Source organism: Hymenobacter coalescens (assembly GCF_054783195.1).
Window position 1 is genome coordinate 26397 of record NZ_BAAGRA010000005.1, and the last position, 16265, is coordinate 42661.

The 16265-nt window shown below is 64.9% G+C and carries 14 protein-coding genes; 11 read left to right on the plus strand and 3 right to left on the minus strand.

The genetic code is table 11. The features are described from left to right. Positions 1–198 precede the first annotated feature (198 nt). The 4 genes from ACYVKQ_RS04665 (at position 199) to ACYVKQ_RS04680 (ending at position 5425) form a co-directional block, all read left to right on the plus strand. A complete protein-coding gene (locus ACYVKQ_RS04665; protein WP_460576112.1) occupies positions 199–1506 on the plus strand; it encodes a hypothetical protein in 1308 nt (435 codons plus the stop codon). Positions 1507–1569: 63 nt separating this feature from the next. Beyond that, positions 1570–2112, plus strand: coding sequence for a carbohydrate binding domain-containing protein (locus tag ACYVKQ_RS04670; protein ID WP_460576114.1), 543 nt, complete (start codon positions 1570–1572; stop codon positions 2110–2112). A gap of 99 nt (positions 2113–2211) precedes the next feature. Further along, a complete protein-coding gene (locus ACYVKQ_RS04675) occupies positions 2212–4074 on the plus strand; it encodes a hypothetical protein (RefSeq protein WP_460576116.1) in 1863 nt (620 codons plus the stop codon). 43 nt (positions 4075–4117) lie between these two features. After that, positions 4118–5425 carry a hypothetical protein gene (locus ACYVKQ_RS04680; protein WP_460576118.1) on the plus strand — a complete coding sequence of 436 codons (1308 nt, stop codon included), beginning with the start codon at positions 4118–4120 and terminating at the stop codon, positions 5423–5425. Positions 5426–5495: 70 nt separating this feature from the next. Here ACYVKQ_RS04680 and ACYVKQ_RS04685 read toward each other — a convergent pair whose 3' ends face one another. Together ACYVKQ_RS04685 and ACYVKQ_RS04690 are read right to left on the minus strand one after the other, a co-directional pair. After that, positions 5496–6221, minus strand: coding sequence for a glycosyltransferase family 2 protein (locus tag ACYVKQ_RS04685; RefSeq protein WP_460576120.1), 726 nt, complete (start codon positions 6219–6221; stop codon positions 5496–5498). 83 nt (positions 6222–6304) lie between these two features. Then, positions 6305–7096, minus strand: a complete 792-nt coding sequence (locus ACYVKQ_RS04690) for a Rossmann-fold NAD(P)-binding domain-containing protein (RefSeq protein ID WP_460576122.1) — start codon at positions 7094–7096, stop codon at positions 6305–6307. A gap of 184 nt (positions 7097–7280) precedes the next feature. On the opposite strand from ACYVKQ_RS04690, the gene ACYVKQ_RS04695 reads away from it, so the two are divergent. The 7 genes from ACYVKQ_RS04695 (at position 7281) to ACYVKQ_RS04725 (ending at position 13471) form a co-directional block, all read left to right on the plus strand. Further along, on the plus strand, positions 7281–7817 hold the full coding sequence (locus tag ACYVKQ_RS04695; RefSeq protein WP_460576124.1) for a 3-hydroxyanthranilate 3,4-dioxygenase: 537 nt from the start codon (positions 7281–7283) through the stop codon (positions 7815–7817). Then, positions 7814–8209 (plus strand): four helix bundle protein, encoded by a 396-nt coding sequence (locus tag ACYVKQ_RS04700; RefSeq protein WP_460576126.1) that lies wholly within the window; start codon positions 7814–7816, stop codon positions 8207–8209. The genes ACYVKQ_RS04695 and ACYVKQ_RS04700 overlap by 4 nt, the downstream gene beginning before the upstream one ends. 36 nt (positions 8210–8245) lie before the next feature. Beyond that, complete coding sequence (locus ACYVKQ_RS04705) at positions 8246–9343, plus strand: amidohydrolase family protein (protein WP_460576128.1); 1098 nt, start codon at positions 8246–8248, stop codon at positions 9341–9343. A 135-nt stretch (positions 9344–9478) separates the two neighbouring features. Then, positions 9479–10762 carry a hypothetical protein gene (locus ACYVKQ_RS04710; RefSeq protein WP_460576130.1) on the plus strand — a complete coding sequence of 428 codons (1284 nt, stop codon included), beginning with the start codon at positions 9479–9481 and terminating at the stop codon, positions 10760–10762. 57 nt (positions 10763–10819) lie between these two features. Next, a complete protein-coding gene (kynU, locus tag ACYVKQ_RS04715; protein ID WP_460576132.1) occupies positions 10820–12127 on the plus strand; it encodes a kynureninase in 1308 nt (435 codons plus the stop codon). Positions 12128–12217: 90 nt separating this feature from the next. After that, entirely contained in the window at positions 12218–12865 is a 648-nt protein-coding gene (locus ACYVKQ_RS04720) for a hypothetical protein (protein WP_460576134.1), read from the plus strand. 9 nt (positions 12866–12874) lie between these two features. Then, positions 12875–13471: an alpha-ketoglutarate-dependent dioxygenase AlkB family protein gene (locus ACYVKQ_RS04725; RefSeq protein WP_460576136.1), complete on the plus strand. Its 597-nt coding sequence runs from the start codon at positions 12875–12877 to the stop codon at positions 13469–13471. Between the two features lie 113 nt (positions 13472–13584). Here ACYVKQ_RS04725 and ACYVKQ_RS04730 read toward each other — a convergent pair whose 3' ends face one another. Then, positions 13585–16236 carry a TonB-dependent receptor gene (locus tag ACYVKQ_RS04730; protein WP_460576138.1) on the minus strand — a complete coding sequence of 884 codons (2652 nt, stop codon included), beginning with the start codon at positions 16234–16236 and terminating at the stop codon, positions 13585–13587. Between the last annotated feature and the right edge of the window lie 29 nt (positions 16237–16265).

The window sequence follows — 16265 nt, forward strand, 5'->3', positions numbered from 1 at the left end:
CGCGCTGCCGCCCGGGCCGCAAAGGCCAAAGATAAGCGCCGGCTCAGGCAATGCCGCCTGCCGCACAATCGGAAACGGCTGCGGGGGGAGGCGGCGGCAGGTGGTTAGCGGGCAGCGGCTTTCGAGCCCCGCCGGGGCGGCTATGTCTGGCAAAGTCAGTAATCTTGCCGTAGAATCCCGGCACTTCGCTTATCCTGCATGGCGCTTTTTACTTCCCGTACATCGGCTTTCTGGTCGGGCGCCACCGTGGCGGCCTTCGCCCTGGAGCTGCTGCTTTTTTCTTACCTGCGCGGCTATTTCGGCCCCCTGCTGAGCGCGGTGGTCTTCCTCGGCGCCTCGCTGCTGGTCACGTACGCCGCCTACCGCGCCCTGCGCGACCAGCCCTACGAGTGGGCCCTGCGCCCCACGGGCGCGCGCCGCGCCGACTGGCGTTGGGTGGCGGCCGCCGCGCTGTTGCTGCTGGCCTTTTACCCCCGTCTCGACGCCATCATCACGCAGTTTCCGGTCGACATCACCATGTCCGATGTGCTGCCGGTCATCGAGGTATACCTGCGGCGCTTCCAGAACGGGGAGCCGGTATACGCGCTCATCACCAACTTCAGCTACCACCTGCCGGCGGGCTACCTGCCCACTTTCTGGATGCCCTTCCTGCTGCCCGACGCGCTGAACATCGACTACCGTTGGGTGGGCTTCTGGAGCTTCGGCGTGGGCGTGCTGCTCTACGCATTTCGCCTCGGCCAGCTGCGCCCCGACCTCTACGAGGGCGCTTTCAAGCTGCTGCTGCCCGTGCTGCCGGTGCTCTACCTCGTGGGGGCCGACGCCCACATCCTGGGCCTTTCCATCGAGAGCCTGGTCATTGGCTATTACTTCGTGCTGGTGGCGGGCATCCTGAGCAAGTCGCCGGTGCTGCGGGCGGCCGGGCTGGTGCTGTGCCTGCTTTCGCGCTTCTCGCTGCTGTTCTGGGCGCCGTTTTACCTCTGGCTGATTTACCGGCACGAGGGGCCGCGCGCGGCCCTGTGGGTGGCCGGGCTGACGGCCCTCGGCGTGCTGGCCCTGTACGTGCTGCCCTTCGGCGCCACGGGCATCACGCAGTTCTTCGAGGGCCAATCGTACTACACCGGCGCGGCGCTCGGCGAGTGGGGCTCGAACCTGAACGACCAGGGTTTGCCCTACCAGTTGTTCAACGGCATGGGCATGGCCGCGTTTTTCTACCGCTACTTCCCCGGCGAACTGCTGGCGCGCATCAACGCGCTGCGGGCCGTGCACCTGCTCATGACGGTGAGCTCGGTGGCCGTGCTGGCGCTGGCCTACTGGCTGCGCCGCCACCGGCTGCGCCTGGATTACCGCTACATCGCCCTGCTGGCCCTGAAGCTGAACCTGACCCTGTTCTACGCCTTTATCCAGGTGCCCTACGACAACCTGCTGCTGCTCGTGGTGTTCCTTTCGGCCTGGCTGATTCTGTGCCTGCGGCCGGTGCCGACGGCTGCGGAACCTGCTCAAATTTAGCCGCCTTCGCTCCTGATTTTCCCCTAATTTTGCCGGGCACAATTATTTCCTGGCCAAAATTTTATGAAAAAACTGCTTTACGCGCTTCTGGCGCTGGGCATGGCAGCCTGCGGCAAAAAAGACACCGAAACGCTGTCGCCAAACCAGCTGATGACGAATGATTTCGAGTCCATCGAAGGCTGGATCGACAACATGAACGTGCCTTCCCTGTCCAAGGACAAAGCCCACTCCGGTCGTTACGCGCTGAAAGTCGGCCCGGAAAGCGAGTACAGCCTGGGCTACAACGTGTTGCTGGGCAAGCTCAGCCCGAGCAAGCTCAAGAAAGTAAAGGTGAAAGGCTGGGTGTACATGCCCAACGGCAAAGCCCAGGCCATGCTGGTCACCCAGCTGACCGACCCGGTGAACCCCGGCGGGCAGCCCATCCTCTGGGACGGTCTGGACCTGGCTAAGTCGGTGAAGAACTACAACAAGTGGGTAGAAGTGGAGAAAGTCGTCACGCTGCCCGAAAATGCCAACTACGCCCACAAGTTCACCATCTACTTGTGGCGCACCAACCCCAGTGAGGTGGTGTACTTCGACGATATCAGCGTCGAGAAAGCCGACTAAGCATTTGGGCTCATCCGCACGGCTCTCCAGGCAAGTCGCACCGCCGACCCTGGGGAGCCGTGTGCGTAGGGCCGTTTCCGTAGCCTGAATCCCGCGTTCATGATCCGCCGCATCCGTCAGCCCTACTCGCTCATCACCATCCTGGTGCTCTTCGTGCTGATGGTGCAGGCCCGCCTCTGGGCCCCGCGCTGGGACACGCACAACGTGCTGGCCATCCTCACTTGGGATGCCCTGGGCTACTACCTCTACCTGCCGGCGCAGTTTATCTACGACGACCTCTCGTACCTGCGCTTCGTGCCCGACATCATGCGCGACTATGCGCCGACGGGCTCTTTCTACCAGGCGTTTCAGGTGCCCGGCGGGCCCGAGGGGGCACTGGTGATGAAGTACCCCTGCGGCCTGGCCCTCCTGCAAACGCCGTTCTTCTTTCTCGGGCACTGGTTTGCCGGCTGGCGCGGCTACGCGCAGGACGGTTTCTCGGCGCCTTACCAAGTAGCCATTGCCTTCGGGGGTATGCTGTACGGCCTGCTGGGGCTGGGCATCGTGCGCCGGGTGCTGCTGCGCTACTTCTCCGACGCCGTCACGGCCCTGACGCTGGCGCTGCTGGTGCTCGGCACCAACCTGTTGCAGTACGCCGTGTTCGACGCGGCCATGCCGCACGTTTACGACTTTGCCCTGTACGCCCTGCTGCTGTGGGCCACCGCGCACTGGCACGCGCGGCCCCGCCGCTGGCTGGCCGCTGCCATCGGCCTGCTGCTGGGTTTGCTGATCCTGACCCGGCCCTCCGAAGCGGTGGCCGTGCTGCTGCCCTTGCTCTGGGGCGTCAGCTCCCGCGAAACGGCCCGCCAGAAGCTGCAACTGCTGCGGCAGCGCTGGCCCGATGTGCTGCTGCTGGCCCTGTTTCTGGGCGTAGGCGTGCTGCCGCAGCTGCTGTACTGGCAGTGGGCCACCGGCTCGTTCATCTTCTACAGCTACCAGGAGCAAACGTTCAGCTTCCTGCGGCCGCACACCTGGCCGGTGCTCTTCAGCTTCCGCAAGGGCTGGCTGATCTACACCCCGCTCATGGCGCTGGCACTGGCCGGGCTGGTGGTGCTCTGGCGCCGCTACCGCTCCATCGCCCTGGCCCTGACGGCCTACTTCCTCGTCAACCTCTGGGTGGTGTCAGCCTGGGACATTTGGTGGTACGGCGGCAGCATCGGGCAGCGCGCCCTGGTGCAGTCGTATGCCGCGCTGAGCCTGGGGCTGGCGGCCCTGCTGACGTGGGCCGCGCAACCCCGGCGGCGCGTGGCGGCGGCCTGGGTGCTGGGCCCGCTGGTGGTGCTGCTGGTCGACCTGAACCTGTTTCAGCACTGGCAGTACATGTACGGCCTCATCCACCCCGAGGAAATGACCCGGCGCTACTACTGGGCCATCTTCGGCAACACCCAGCCTACCCAGCAGGATTTTGCCCTGCTCGACGTGAAAACGCGCATCAGCCAGGTGGCCGACCGCTACGACGAGCGCCTGCTCGGCAGCCTCGACTTCGACGACCTGCCCGCAGCCGACAGCAGCGGCATCACCCGCGAGCGGGGCTTCGAAAGCGCGCAGTCGTACTACGCCATTCCGGAGCGGCCGCGTAGCCCCGCGCTGCGCCTGCCGCTGGGCCCGGCCGGCCTGCAGCCGGGCCAGTGGGTGCGCGCCTCCTGCCGCGTGTACTCGCAGTACGGGGCCTGGGGCACCAAGCTCGTTTTGGCCGTGGAGCGCCCCGGGCAGCCCCAGGAAGTGCAGCGCCACGCCGTGAAGCTGCAGCACCCGCTGAGCAAGGAGCAGGTCTGGAACGAGGTGTCCTTCGAGGCGCCGCTGGCCGCCGACGTGCAGCCCGGCGACGTGCTGAGCATCTACGTGCTGAGCGAAAACGGCGCCCCGGCCTTCATCGACCATCTGCGCGCCATCCTGCTGACGCCCACCGACGACGCCCCCTAAAACTTACCCGCTAAGCTGCCGCCCCGGAGCCGGCCCCATCTTTATGAAGTCTATTGCCAGCTTTCTGCTGACCGCGGCCATCGTGCTCGGCGCGCTTTTCCACAGCAACCGCTGGAACAGCCGCGACGTGGTTATCTGGGACGTGGCCGGCTACTACCAGTACCTGACCAGCTACTTCATCTACGACGACATCGGCGACGGCTCCTACACGGCCGCCGTGCGCAAGCAGTACCGCCCCGACATGGACGGCCGCTACGGCCTCTCGCCTGCACCCAACGGGAAGTTCGTGATGAAGTACCCGATGGGCATGGCCTTCTTCTACGCCCCGGCCTTTTTTACCTACCACGCCTTCGTGCAGGCCAAGGGCGAGTACCCGCCCGACGGCTACGGGGCCGGCTACCAGCGGGCCCTGGCCCTGATCTGCGTGGCCTACGCCCTGGCCGGGCTGTGGATACTGCGCGGGGTGCTGCGCCGCTTCTTCGACGACAGCACCGTGGCCCTGGCCCTGCTGGCCATCGGGCTGGCCACCAACTACTTCTGCTACACGGCTTACGAGCCGGCCATGAGCCACGGCACGCTGTTCATGCTCAATGCGGCCCTGCTGGCCGTGACCATCCGCTGGTACGAGGCCTTCCGCTGGCGCGAGGCGGTGCTGCTCGGGCTCGTGATGGGCTTTCTGGTGCTGGTGCGCCCCACCGAAGCCTGGATGGCGCTGGTGCCCACGCTCTGGGGCCTGACCTCCGGCGCGGCCCTGCGCGAGCGGGTGGCGCAGCTGTGGGCCCACCGCGGGCAGGTGCTGCTGGCCGTGGCGCTGGCGGCGGCCATCGTGAGCCTGCAGCCGCTGTTCTGGCATGAGGTGGGTGGCGCGTGGTTTATCGATTCCTACCCCGGCGAGAAGTTCAACTTCCGCGACCCACACGTGCTCGACGGCCTCTTCAGCTTCCGCAAGGGCTGGCTGGTGTACACGCCCATCATGGCCCTGGCGCTATTAGGCGTGCTGCTGCTGCGCCGGCAGGTGCGGGTGGCCCTGCCGGTGCTGGTGCTGCTGCTGCCGCTGGTGATTTACGTGACTTACTGCTGGTGGGACTGGGGCTACGGCGGCTCGTTCAGCGCCCGCCCACTCATCAGCCTCTACCCGCTGCTGGCCCTGCCGCTGGCCTCCGTCGTCGACCGGTGCCGCCGCTCGCCCTGGCTGCTGCACGGCTTTGCCCTGGTGCTGGTGCTCTGCATCGTGCTGAACCTGTACCAGACCTGGCAGTACTACCGCGGCATCCTGCACTGCTGCGACACTACCTGGGCTTCCTACAAGGCCCATTTCTTCTGGTTTGAGTGGCCGCAACCAGGGGAGTAGGCCTTTCTCAAACGCCAACGGCTGCCGATTCCGCGGAATCGGCAGCCGTTGGCGTTTGAGAGCAACGTGTCTACGCCTTGAACAGGCCGTACTTCAGAATGCAGTAAATGGCCCGGAACCCGTCGCGCCAGCCGATTTTCTTGCCTTCGGCGTAGGTGCGGCCGTAGTAGCTGATGCCCACCTCGTAAATGCGCACGTTGGGCACCCGCGACACCTTGGCCGTCACTTCCGGCTCGAAGCCGAAGCGCTTTTCTTCCAGCTTCAGGCTCTGGATGATGTCGCGGCGGAACAGCTTGTAGCAGGTTTCCATGTCCGTCAGGTTCAGGTCGGTGAACATGTTGGAGAGGAAGGTGAGCATCTTGTTGCCGATGCTGTGCCAGAAGAACAGGATGCGGTGCGGGTTGCCGCCCATGAAGCGCGAGCCGTACACCACGTCGGCAAAGCCCTTCAGAATGGGCTTGAGCAGCAGGTTGTACTCCTCCGGGTCGTACTCCAGGTCGGCGTCCTGAATGATAACGTACTCGCCGGTGGCCTCGCGGATGCCGGTGTGCAGCGCGGCGCCCTTGCCCTGGTTTACCTCGTGGCGCAGCAGGCGCAGCTGCATGTCGGGGTGGCGGGCCGCGTAGCTGTTGATGGCTTCGCTGGAGCCGTCCCGGGAGCAGTCGTCGACGAGGATAATTTCCTTACGGATGCCACCCATCAGCTCCAGCTCGCGCAGCCGGTCCAGGATTTCGTGGATGGTGCGGGCCTCGTTATAAACCGGAATAACGATGGAAAGCGTGTTGAAAGAAGCCAATGGAAGCCGAATAGAACGTGAACAAGGCCCGGGCGGGGCACTAAGCAACCACAAGTTTCGCGCTTTTTCTCAGGATTTCAACCTTACAGGCTGCTGGTGCGCCCCCCATCCACCGGCACATTGATGCCATTGATGTAGCCCGCCAGCGGCGAAGCCAGAAAGGCTACGGCCGCCGCTACCTCCTCGGCCTCGCCGAAACGGCCCGCCGGAATCAGCCGGAGCATCTGCGCCTCCAGCTCCTCCACCGACTGCCCGGTGCTGGCCGCGCGCGCCTCCAGCAGGCTGCTGTGGCGCTGCGTGAGCGTGGCGCCGGGCAGCACGTTGTTGACGGTGATGCCGTGCGGGCCCAACTCGTTGGCCAGCGTCTTGGCCCAGCTGGCCACCGCCCCGCGGGTGGTGTTCGATACGCCCAGGTTGGGTAGCGGCTGCTTTACCGAGGTGCTGATGATGTTGATGATGCGCCCGTACCCGGCAGCTTTCATGCCCGGCACCAGCGCCTGGGCCAGCAGGTGGTTGCAGATCAGGTGTTGCTCCAGGGCGGCGCGCAGGGCTTCCACCGGGGCCGCCAGCAGCGGTCCGCCGGCCGGCCCGCCGGTATTATTCACCAGAATATGCACGGCGGGGCGGGTCGCCACGTACTCCGCCAGCCGGGCGGCCAGCTCGTCGGGGCGGCTGAAGTCGGCTACCAGGAAGTCGTGCTGCTGGCCGTGTTCGGCGGGCAGGGCGGCGGCTACCTCGCGCAGGGCGTCTTCGTTGCGGGCTACCAGGGTAACGTGGGCGCCGCGGGCGGCCAGGGCATCGGCCGCAGCGCGCCCGATGCCCTGGGTGCTGCCGCAGACCACGGCGCGGCGGTCGGTAAGTTGGTCGGTAAGCATGGCCGAAAGTAGCTAAAAGCCACCGACCCCGGCCGAATGAGGGCTTTTGCGTAAGTTCGGCGGAGGAAATGGTGAGGTGGTGAACGGGTGAGTAACAGGCGCCGGAAACAGCCCGGTGATGCTTGCCTGACGTTGTTCGCCAGACTCACCGCCTCACTCTTTCACCACTTCACCGCCCCACCCCATGCCCGTTTCGCGCCCGTTCAATTTCCAGCAGTGGATCGACGAACACCGCCACTTGCTCAAGCCGCCCGTCGGCAACCAACAGGTTTTCAAAGGCAACGACGACTTCATCGTGATGGTGGTGGGCGGCCCCAACGCCCGCAAGGACTACCACGTGGACGACAGCGAGGAGTTCTTTTTCCAGCTTGAAGGCGACATGACGCTGAAGATCATCGAGGACGGCAAGCCGGTGGACGTGCCCATCCGCGCCGGCGAGATTTTTCTGCTGCCCGCGGGCGTGCCGCACTCCCCGCAGCGCCCGGCCGGCACCGTGGGCCTGGTGGTGGAGCGCTACCGCAAGCCCGGCGAGCTGGACGGCTTTCAGTGGTACTGCGAAAACTGCGGCACCAAGCTCTACGAGGAGTTTGCCGAAGTCACCGACATCGTCACGCAGCTGCCCGTCATCATGGGCAAGTTTTGGGACAACGAGGCGCACCGTACCTGCCGGAACTGCGGCACCGTGATGCAGAAGCCAGAGGCAGTGAAGAAGGAAGAATGATGAAGGAAGATGCCGGGGCCGCTCATGGTCATAGCAACGTGCTGCTGGATAAGTCATTTGCTTTTGCCGTGCGCATTGTACGCCTGACGCGCCACCTGCGGCAGGAGCGGTGCGAACTGGAGCTTGTCCGGCAATTGTTGCGCAGCGGTACGGCCATCGGCGCCAACGCCGAGGAAGCGGCCGGCGGCATCTCCAAAGCTGATTTCTCCCAGAAAATAGGCATTGCCTACAAAGAAGCTCGTGAAACGAGTTACTGGTTGCGGCTGCTGGCTGCCACCGAAAGCCTGACACCCAGTGCTTTTGCCAGCCTCCACGCCGATTGCGACGAACTGTGTCGCATTACCCGCGCAATCCTGAACTCCACCCGAGACCGACGCGGCCACGAATCCTGATTTTTCCCGACGGCCACTCTAAAGGCTGCCCACCCCATGCTGACCGCCGCCCACCCCACGCATTCTTCTTCCCTCATTCCTCCTTCTTCCTTCACGGTAGACATTCACACCCACATCCTGCCTAAAACCTGGCCCGACCTGCGCGAGCGGTACGGCTACGGCGGCTTTATCCGGCTGGAGCACCACAAGCCCTGCTGCGCCCGCATGATGCAGGACGACAAGTTCTTCCGCGAAATCCAGGACAACTGCTGGGACCCGGAGGTGCGCCTGCGCGAGTGCCACCACTTTGGCGTGGATGTGCAGGTGCTGAGCACCGTGCCCGTCATGTTCAGCTACTGGGCCAAGCCCCACGACGCGCTGGACCTGAGCAAGCTGCTGAACGACCACATCGCCGGCGTCGTGGCCGATTACCCCACGCGCTTTGCCGGCCTGGGCACCATTCCGCTGCAGGCCCCTGATCTGGCCATCAAAGAGCTGGAGCGGTGCGTGAAGGAACTGGGCCTGATCGGAGTACAGATTGGCTCCCACGTCAACGACTGGAACCTCGACGCACCGGAGCTGTTCGAGGTCTTCGCCGCCGCCGAGGAGCTGGGCGCGGCCGTGTTCGTGCACCCCTGGGACATGATGGCCCAGCAGAAAATGCCCAAGTACTGGCTGCCCTGGCTGGTGGGCATGCCGGCCGAAAGCACCCTGGCGCTCTGCTCCCTCGTGTTCGGCGGGGTGCTGGAACGCCTGCCCAAGCTGCGGGTGGCCGTGGCCCACGGCGGAGGCACCTTCGCCGCCACCATCGGGCGCATCGAGCACGGTTGGCAGGTGCGCCCCGACCTTTGCGCCATCGACAACCCGGTAAACCCGCGCGAGTACCTGGGCCGCTTCTGGGTGGATTCGCTGGTGCACGACCCGCTGATGCTGGATTACCTCGTCAAGACCCTCGGGGCCGACAAAATCACGCTTGGCACCGACTACCCGTTTCCGCTCGGCGAGCTGGAACCCGGGCAGCTGATCCGCTCCATGGAGTACCCGGCCGAGGTAAAGGCGCGCATGCTGGGCCAGAATGCCCTGGACTGGATGGGCGTAACCGATGCCCAGGCCGCGCAGCTGCTGACGGCCGCCGGCGCGGCCCGGCTGCTTTAGCGGCGCCACGCGGGCCGGCCGCTGCGAAAGGCCAGCGGAAATGCCGTATTTTGCGGCTGGGTCGTTGTGAGCCCGGCCGTTATGGCCCCGTATTTAGTCTTTTCTGCCCGGCGCCAAGCCGTCCGTATCCGTCGTATGCTGGAGTATTCGCCCGTCCGTCAGTCGGCCTACTATTTTCTGCTCTTCGTGCTGCTGTTGGCGCTGGTGCCCCAGGCCGGCCACGTCGGCGACGTGGGCTGCTGGTCGTTCTGGGCCGTGTACATGGCCGAGAACGGGCTGGGCAACGTGTACGAAGACCCGGGCAACACCTACAACCCGGTGTACGAGTACATTCTCTGGATCTACACCCAGTTCACGGGCAACGTCGAGCAGATCAAGCACTACATCCACGCGGTGAAGGCTTTCGTGCTCGTGTTCGACTTTGCCGGGGCCATCTGGGCTGCCTCGTTGGTGGCCGAGCGCACCCGCCGCTTCGAGCTGAGCCTGCTGCTGCTCTTTAACGTGGGCTACCTCTATAATACCCTCGCCTGGCAGCAGGTCGACGCCATTTATACGTTCTGGGCCTTTGGGGCGGTGGTGCTGGCCGTGCGGCAAAAAGCCGTGTGGAGCATGCTCTTCTACACCCTGGCGCTGGGCACCAAGACGCAGGCCATCATCTTCCTGCCGCCGCTGCTGCTGCTGTGGCTGCCGCTGTGGTGGCAGCGCCCGCTGCGGCTGGCCCAGGCCGTGGGCGCCTCGGCGTTGCTGCTGCTGGCCCTGCTGGCACCCTTTATCTGGGGCGCGGAGCGTAGCCAGCTGCCGCGCATCATCGAGATGAACTTCGACGTGGTGGACCTCGTGCCGGTGATATCGGCCAACGCCTTCAACTTCTGGCACCTCGTCACCAGCGGCCTCGACCTGCAGAACACCTCCGACGCGGAGCCGTTCTGGGGGCTGACCTACAAAACCTGGGGGCTGCTGCTGTTCTGCCTGTTCTCGGCCGTCGTGCTGCTGCCGCTGCTCATCAGCACCGTGCGCGGGCTGCTGCACATGCGCCAGCACGGCCGCCACGCAGTGGCAATGCCCTCCATGGAAGTGGCGCTGCTCAGCGTCGGGCTGATTCCGCTGGTGTTCTGCTTTTTCAACACGCAGATGCACGAGCGGTACTGGCACGCCTGCATCCTGTTCCTGGCCGCTTACGGCTTCCTCACGCGCCGCTACTGGCCCTACGTGCTGGCGTCGGTGGCGTACTTCTTCAACCTGGAAGCCGTGCTGCGCTTTCTGCAGATGAAAAACTACCACGTGCTGATTTTCCAGCCTTGGTTTGTGGCCTCGCTGTTCGCGCTGGCGCTGTTGCTGGCGCTGGTGTACCTCTACCGGCAGGTGCTGAGCCGGCCGCCGGTGGCCGTGCCGGTCGCTCCCTTGGTCGAAGTAGCCTAAGCCGGGCCGCCCGGCGGTAGGCCGCCGCATCCGGCCCGGCGCCTATCTTTGCCGCCTATGACGGCTGCCTTCCAGAACACCCCCGACTTCGCCCGCCAGCTCGACGCGCAGGATCCGCTGCGCGCCTTCCGCGACCGGTTTCACCTGCCCGCCGGCCCCGACGGGCGGCCTGCGGTGTACTGCTGCGGCAACTCGCTCGGGCTGCAGCCCAAAGCCGCCCGCGCCGCGGTAGAAGCCGAGTTTCAGAGCTGGGAGGAGCACGCCGTCGAGGGGCACTTCCGCGGCGTTTCGCCCTGGATGCACTACCACGAAACGTTGACCGAGGCCTCCGCGCGCTTAGTGGGGGCCAAGCCCGTGGAAGTGGTGGTGATGAACAGCCTCACCGTGAACCTGCACCTGCTGCTGATCAGCTTTTACCGCCCCGAAGGCCGGCGCTACAAAGTGCTGATGGAAGGCGGGGCTTTTCCCTCGGATCAGTACGCGCTGGAAAGCCAGGTGAAGCTGCACGGCTACCAGCCCGACGATGCCATCGTGGAGCTGCTGCCGCGCCCCGGCGAACATACCCTGCGCACGGCCGACATCGAGGCCCGGATCCAGGAATTGGGCGAGGAGCTGGCCCTGGTGCTGCTCGGCGGCGTGAACTACTACACCGGCCAGGCCTTCGATATGGCCGCCATTACCCGCGCCGGCCACGCCGTAGGCGCTACCGTCGGTTTCGACCTGGCCCACGCGGCCGGTAACCTGCTCCTGCAGCTGCACGACTGGGACGTGGATTTTGCCTGCTGGTGCACCTACAAGTATCTGAACTCGGGGCCCGGCGGCACGTCCGGGGTGTTCGTGCACGAGCGGTTTGCCAACCGGCCCGACCTGCCGCGCCTCGCCGGCTGGTGGGGCCACGACCCGGCGGACCGCTTCCAGATGAAAAAGGGTTTCCGGCCCATGCCCGGTGCGGCCGGCTGGCAGCTCTCGAACGCGCAGATTTTCCCCATGGTCATCCACCGCGCCGCCCTGGCCATCGTGGACGAGGCCGGCGGCATGGCCGCCCTGCGCCGCAAGAGCGAGCAGCTGACCGCCTACCTCGAGTACGTGCTGCAGCAGGCCGGCCTGCCCGCTGGCGTGCTCGAAATCATCACGCCCCAAGACCCCGGCCAGCGCGGCTGCCAGTTGTCCTTGCTGGTGCACCGCGAAGGCCGTGCCCTGTTCGATTTCCTGGCCGAGCGCGGCATCATGCCCGACTGGCGCGAGCCCAACGTCATTCGCCTCGCGCCCGTGCCGCTCTACAATTCCTTTGAGGACGTATGGCGCATCGGCCAGGCCGTGGCGCAGTGGACGGCCGTGCTCACAGCTGCGCCGGCCAACCAATAGCCATCCGGGCAGGTTTTACCGTATGAATTTTGGGTGAATTGGCCGGCACGGTTGCCGGGGTGAGTTCCCCTACTCGTTTGCCTGACTGTAATGGAAGATTACGCGGCCAAAATGGCCGGCAAAACCGACGCGGATCTGCTCCGGTACGTGGAACACCGTGCCGAATACATCGACGATGCCGTGCTGGCTGCCCTTACGGAGCTGGAGCGGCGCGGCCACGCCGTGCCCGACGCGGCCGCCCTGCGCACTGAGTTGGAAGCCGCAGCGCGACGTCAGGCCGCGGCTGCCCCCGTCGCGCCCGTGCCACCGCCTTGGGCCCGCGCTCAGGCAACGGAGGAGGTGGAGGAGGTACCTGCTGGCCCGGAGCTCTACACGCCCACCACGGTGGCTATCTACTCCGTGTTTTCCTTTTTGATCGGGGGCATCCTGATGCTACTGAACCTGCTGCGCCTGCGTCGCTACGGCGGGGCGGCGCTGCTGCTCGCCCTGGTGATTTTGGTGGTGTGGGCCGGTAGCTGGACGGCCGATTACTTCAAGCTGCTGCCCCAGTATGTGCTGCTGGGTATCAACTTCGTACTGGCCTTGCTCTACGTGTATGTGCTGTGGCCGTACTTTATAGGCCGGCAGCATTACCGTCCACGCAACTGGTTGAGCCCCTTGCTGGTAGTGCTGGTGATACAGCTGCTCTTTGCTCTGCTCTATTACGCCGGCTGGGCCCCGCCTGGCACCGGGCAATGAGCCCTGCGTATGCCGCTGACGAGCTTACGCCTGCCGCTGGCTGACGTGCAGTGGGACCCTGGCTTCCTGCCGCCGGCCGAAGCCACAGCGCTGCTAGCCGAAATTACGGCCAGCGTAGCGTGGCGGCACGAGCCCATCAAGTTATTTGGGCGGGAAGTGCTGCAGCCCCGCCTCACCGCCTGGCACGGCGACGCGGGCACCGCTTACCGCTACTCGGGGCTGCGGCTGGAGCCGCAACCCTGGACCCCGGTTTTGCAGGAGTTGCGCCAGCGCGTGCAGGTGGCTGCCAATACCACCTTCAACAGCGTACTGCTCAACCTGTACCGCTCGGGCCAAGACAGCATGGGCTGGCACGCCGACGATGAACCCGAACTGGGCCCGGCCCCGGTCATCGCGTCCGTCAGCTTGGGGGCAGCGCGCCGCTTTCGGCTGCGGCCTCGGCCCGGCGTGGGCCTCGCGCACCCGCCGCTCGGCCTGGAGTTGCCCAGCGGCAGCCTGCTGCTGATGCAAGGGGATACGCAGCGTTACTGGCAACACGCCGTGCCCAAAACGGCCCAGCTGCTGGGCCCGCGGCTCAACCTGACGTTTCGGTACATCATGGCGTAGTGGCTGCTGTGACTCCGGGCAAAAAAAGAGCGGTACCCGTAGGTACCGCCCGTAACGGAGAAAGCAGGAAGCAACCGCCGCTCGCGGTCTGGACCACCCGACGAAGGCCGAGGTTATTTTACGTCCACGAGCAAGCCCAGGTAAGCCAAGCGACCGATGCGTGGCCCGCCGAATACCTGCACGTTATTGGTGTCGAGGAGGTTGGAGGCACCCGCTTGCAAGGTAGCCGCCAGCTTGGGCAGGGCATAGCCCACGCTAGCATCCAAGGTGCTGTAGGTCGCGATATTACCCGTGGCAAAGGGCATTTCCTGGCGGTGACCCTCTACCCAACGGTAGTTTACGTTGTACGTCAGGTGCTTGCCTACCAAGCCCTCGGCGCCCACGTTGTACTTGTGCTTCGGCGTGTTGAAGAAGGTCACAAAGTCTGCTGGCAGGCCTTTACGGTCGAGCACGCTCAGCGAGTAGTTGGCGGACAGGTGCAGGGCGCGCAGGGCGTAATAGTTCAGGCCTACGGCGCCGCCGCGGGTGTGCACGGGCTGGTCGTTGTTGTGGTATACGAACAGGTAGCGCGTGGGCTGGCCGGGGCCAAAATTGGTGCTCTGGGCCGTTTGCAGTTGCTGCGGAGTAGGCCGGCTGCCATCGGTGTTGCCGACGAAGTAACTGGCACCCACAAAATTGTTGTAGCGGCTGGAATAGAAATTTACGTCGGCGTAGAGCTTGGGCAAAACGATGCCTTTGTAGCCCACCTCCACGGTGTTGACGCGCTCCAACGCCAGGGGCTTCAGGTTCAGCTCGAATGTGCTCAGCGGAGCTGTGCCCAGTGTTTGGCCCTCGCCGTTGACGAGGCTATAGCCCTGGTAGCCGTTGGCCACGTTGCCCTGAATCACGCGGGCAATGATATCGACCTGGGTGTACTGCTCCAGCTGCGAAGGGCTGCGGAAAGCTGAGCCGTAGCTGGCGCGGAAGCTGTGCTGCTTATCGGCCCCGAAGGAATACACGGCCGAAGCCCGCGGCGACACGGCTGCCTTGAAATTCTTGAACTCGTCTACGCGGGTGGCCAGGGCCAGCTTCAGGTGGTCGTCCAGCAGCGTCTGGGTGAGCTGCGCGTAGGCCCCGTACTCGTAATTGCGGAGGCGGTGGCCCGGCGTGTCGCCGAAGATGCGCCCGCCCGAGCCCAGCCGATAGGCGCGGTACGCGCCGCCCACGGTCAGCTCGGTGCTCCTGCCAAGCGTGAACTGGCGCTGCCCGCTCACGTCGTGCAGGTAAGAGTTGAGCTTCATTTTGGCGCCACGTAGCGGATCGTCTTGTCCGATGAGTTTGTCACGCAGGGTCGCGAAGCGCGGATCTGTGGCCTTCAACATGGAAGCATTGGCGGCGGTCTGGGCCATGGCCAAGGCCTGATCCACGCTTTGATTGGCCCGACGAGCCTGCTTGTACACGGCGTTATAAGTGCTGATGTACTGGTCGCCGTAAGTGTAAGCGGCGCCTTCTGCCGCCGGCGCCACGGTCAGAAAAGACCCCAGCAGGTTCAGCTCGTAGGAGTCGCCGCTGAAATCCTGGGTGGAATAAGCCCGCAAGAAGCCCTTAGCGCTTTTAAGCTCCACGCGGTACTGGTTGATGCCGAGGTCTTTGATGCGGAAGCGGCTCAGGTTTTGGTACGTGGAGGTGCCCAGGGCCCGGCGGGCGCTCAGCGTCAGCTTCAGGTCGTCGCGCAGCAGGTACGCCGCCGTGCCTTCCACGCGGTAGGAGCGGGTCTTGTCGTCGCCGGCCACCAGTTCCTGCTCCGTAAAACCGGGGGCGTACAGGCGCCGTCCGTACAGCTCGGGGCTGGTGCCGCCCGGCAATGGCTGCTGGGGCGTAAACACGTAGCTCAGGTCGCCGTAGCGGTTCACGGCATTGTAGCCCAACGCCGAACCGGCGGGGTTTTCGGAGCCGTCCTGGGCGGAATAGTCGCGCGCCAGCCAGTCTTGGGCAGTGAGGTAGCTGCCGGTCACCTTGAAGGCAAACTTGCGGCCAACGCGGTGAGCGTAGCGCAGCTGGCCGTCAAGGTAGTCGCGCTGGCCGCCGCGCACGCGCACGCTCAGGCCGTCGTACACGAACGGGTCTTTGGAATTGAAGAGCACCACGCCGTTGAAGGCATTGGCACCATACAGGGCTGACGCCGGCCCGTGCACGATTTCGATGCTTTCCATGTCCACCTCCGGGATGCCCACCAGGTTGCCGGGGGTCAGGTTCAGCGAGGGAAGCTGGCCGTCGGCGTAATCGTAGAGCTGAATCACCCGCTCCGACTTGGCCGTGTTGAAGCCCCGGGTGCTGATGGACGTGAACAGCATCGAGGCCGAATTCACGTCGATGCCTTTGAACTGGCCCAGGCCCGCCAGTACTTCCGCCGTCGAAATCCGCTCGATCTGGCGGCCGGTGATTTTCTCTACCGTCACCGGTGCGCGCATGATTTGCTCCTCCACGCGCGAGGCCGATACCACGGTTTCGTTGAGCTGCGTCGGGCTCGGCGAGAGGCCTACGCTCAGGCTCTGGTCGGGCAGCTTCAGCTCAATTTCCCGGGTGTCGTAGCCGACGTAAGAGAACTGCAGGACAACGGGCAGCTTATCAAACGAAGTGCTCAGGTGAAATTTCCCAAATTGGTCCGCGCTGGTGCCGATGAAGGTGCCCTTCACGAAGATCGTGGCCCCCGGTAACGGCTGACCGGTGTCTGTTAGCACTGCTCCGCCGACGGAAGTAGCGGCCGTGCCGGTATTGGCATTCACGTCGGCCGAAGCCGCCTGCGGTTTCGACG

Excerpts from the sequence above, each read along its gene's own strand:
- ACYVKQ_RS04665 (WP_460576112.1), top strand. The coding sequence starts at position 199 with ATGGCGCTTTTTACTTCCCGTACATCGGCTTTCTGGTCGGGCGCCACC.
- ACYVKQ_RS04670 (WP_460576114.1), top strand. The coding sequence starts at position 1,570 with ATGAAAAAACTGCTTTACGCGCTTCTGGCGCTGGGCATGGCAGCCTGC.
- ACYVKQ_RS04675 (WP_460576116.1), top strand. The coding sequence starts at position 2,212 with ATGATCCGCCGCATCCGTCAGCCCTACTCGCTCATCACCATCCTGGTG.
- ACYVKQ_RS04680 (WP_460576118.1), top strand. The coding sequence starts at position 4,118 with ATGAAGTCTATTGCCAGCTTTCTGCTGACCGCGGCCATCGTGCTCGGC.
- ACYVKQ_RS04690 (WP_460576122.1), bottom strand. The coding sequence starts at position 7,096 with ATGCTTACCGACCAACTTACCGACCGCCGCGCCGTGGTCTGCGGCAGC.
- ACYVKQ_RS04695 (WP_460576124.1), top strand. The coding sequence starts at position 7,281 with ATGCCCGTTTCGCGCCCGTTCAATTTCCAGCAGTGGATCGACGAACAC.
- ACYVKQ_RS04700 (WP_460576126.1), top strand. The coding sequence starts at position 7,814 with ATGATGAAGGAAGATGCCGGGGCCGCTCATGGTCATAGCAACGTGCTG.
- ACYVKQ_RS04705 (WP_460576128.1), top strand. The coding sequence starts at position 8,246 with ATGCTGACCGCCGCCCACCCCACGCATTCTTCTTCCCTCATTCCTCCT.
- ACYVKQ_RS04710 (WP_460576130.1), top strand. The coding sequence starts at position 9,479 with ATGCTGGAGTATTCGCCCGTCCGTCAGTCGGCCTACTATTTTCTGCTC.
- kynU (WP_460576132.1), top strand. The coding sequence starts at position 10,820 with ATGACGGCTGCCTTCCAGAACACCCCCGACTTCGCCCGCCAGCTCGAC.
- ACYVKQ_RS04720 (WP_460576134.1), top strand. The coding sequence starts at position 12,218 with ATGGAAGATTACGCGGCCAAAATGGCCGGCAAAACCGACGCGGATCTG.
- ACYVKQ_RS04725 (WP_460576136.1), top strand. The coding sequence starts at position 12,875 with ATGCCGCTGACGAGCTTACGCCTGCCGCTGGCTGACGTGCAGTGGGAC.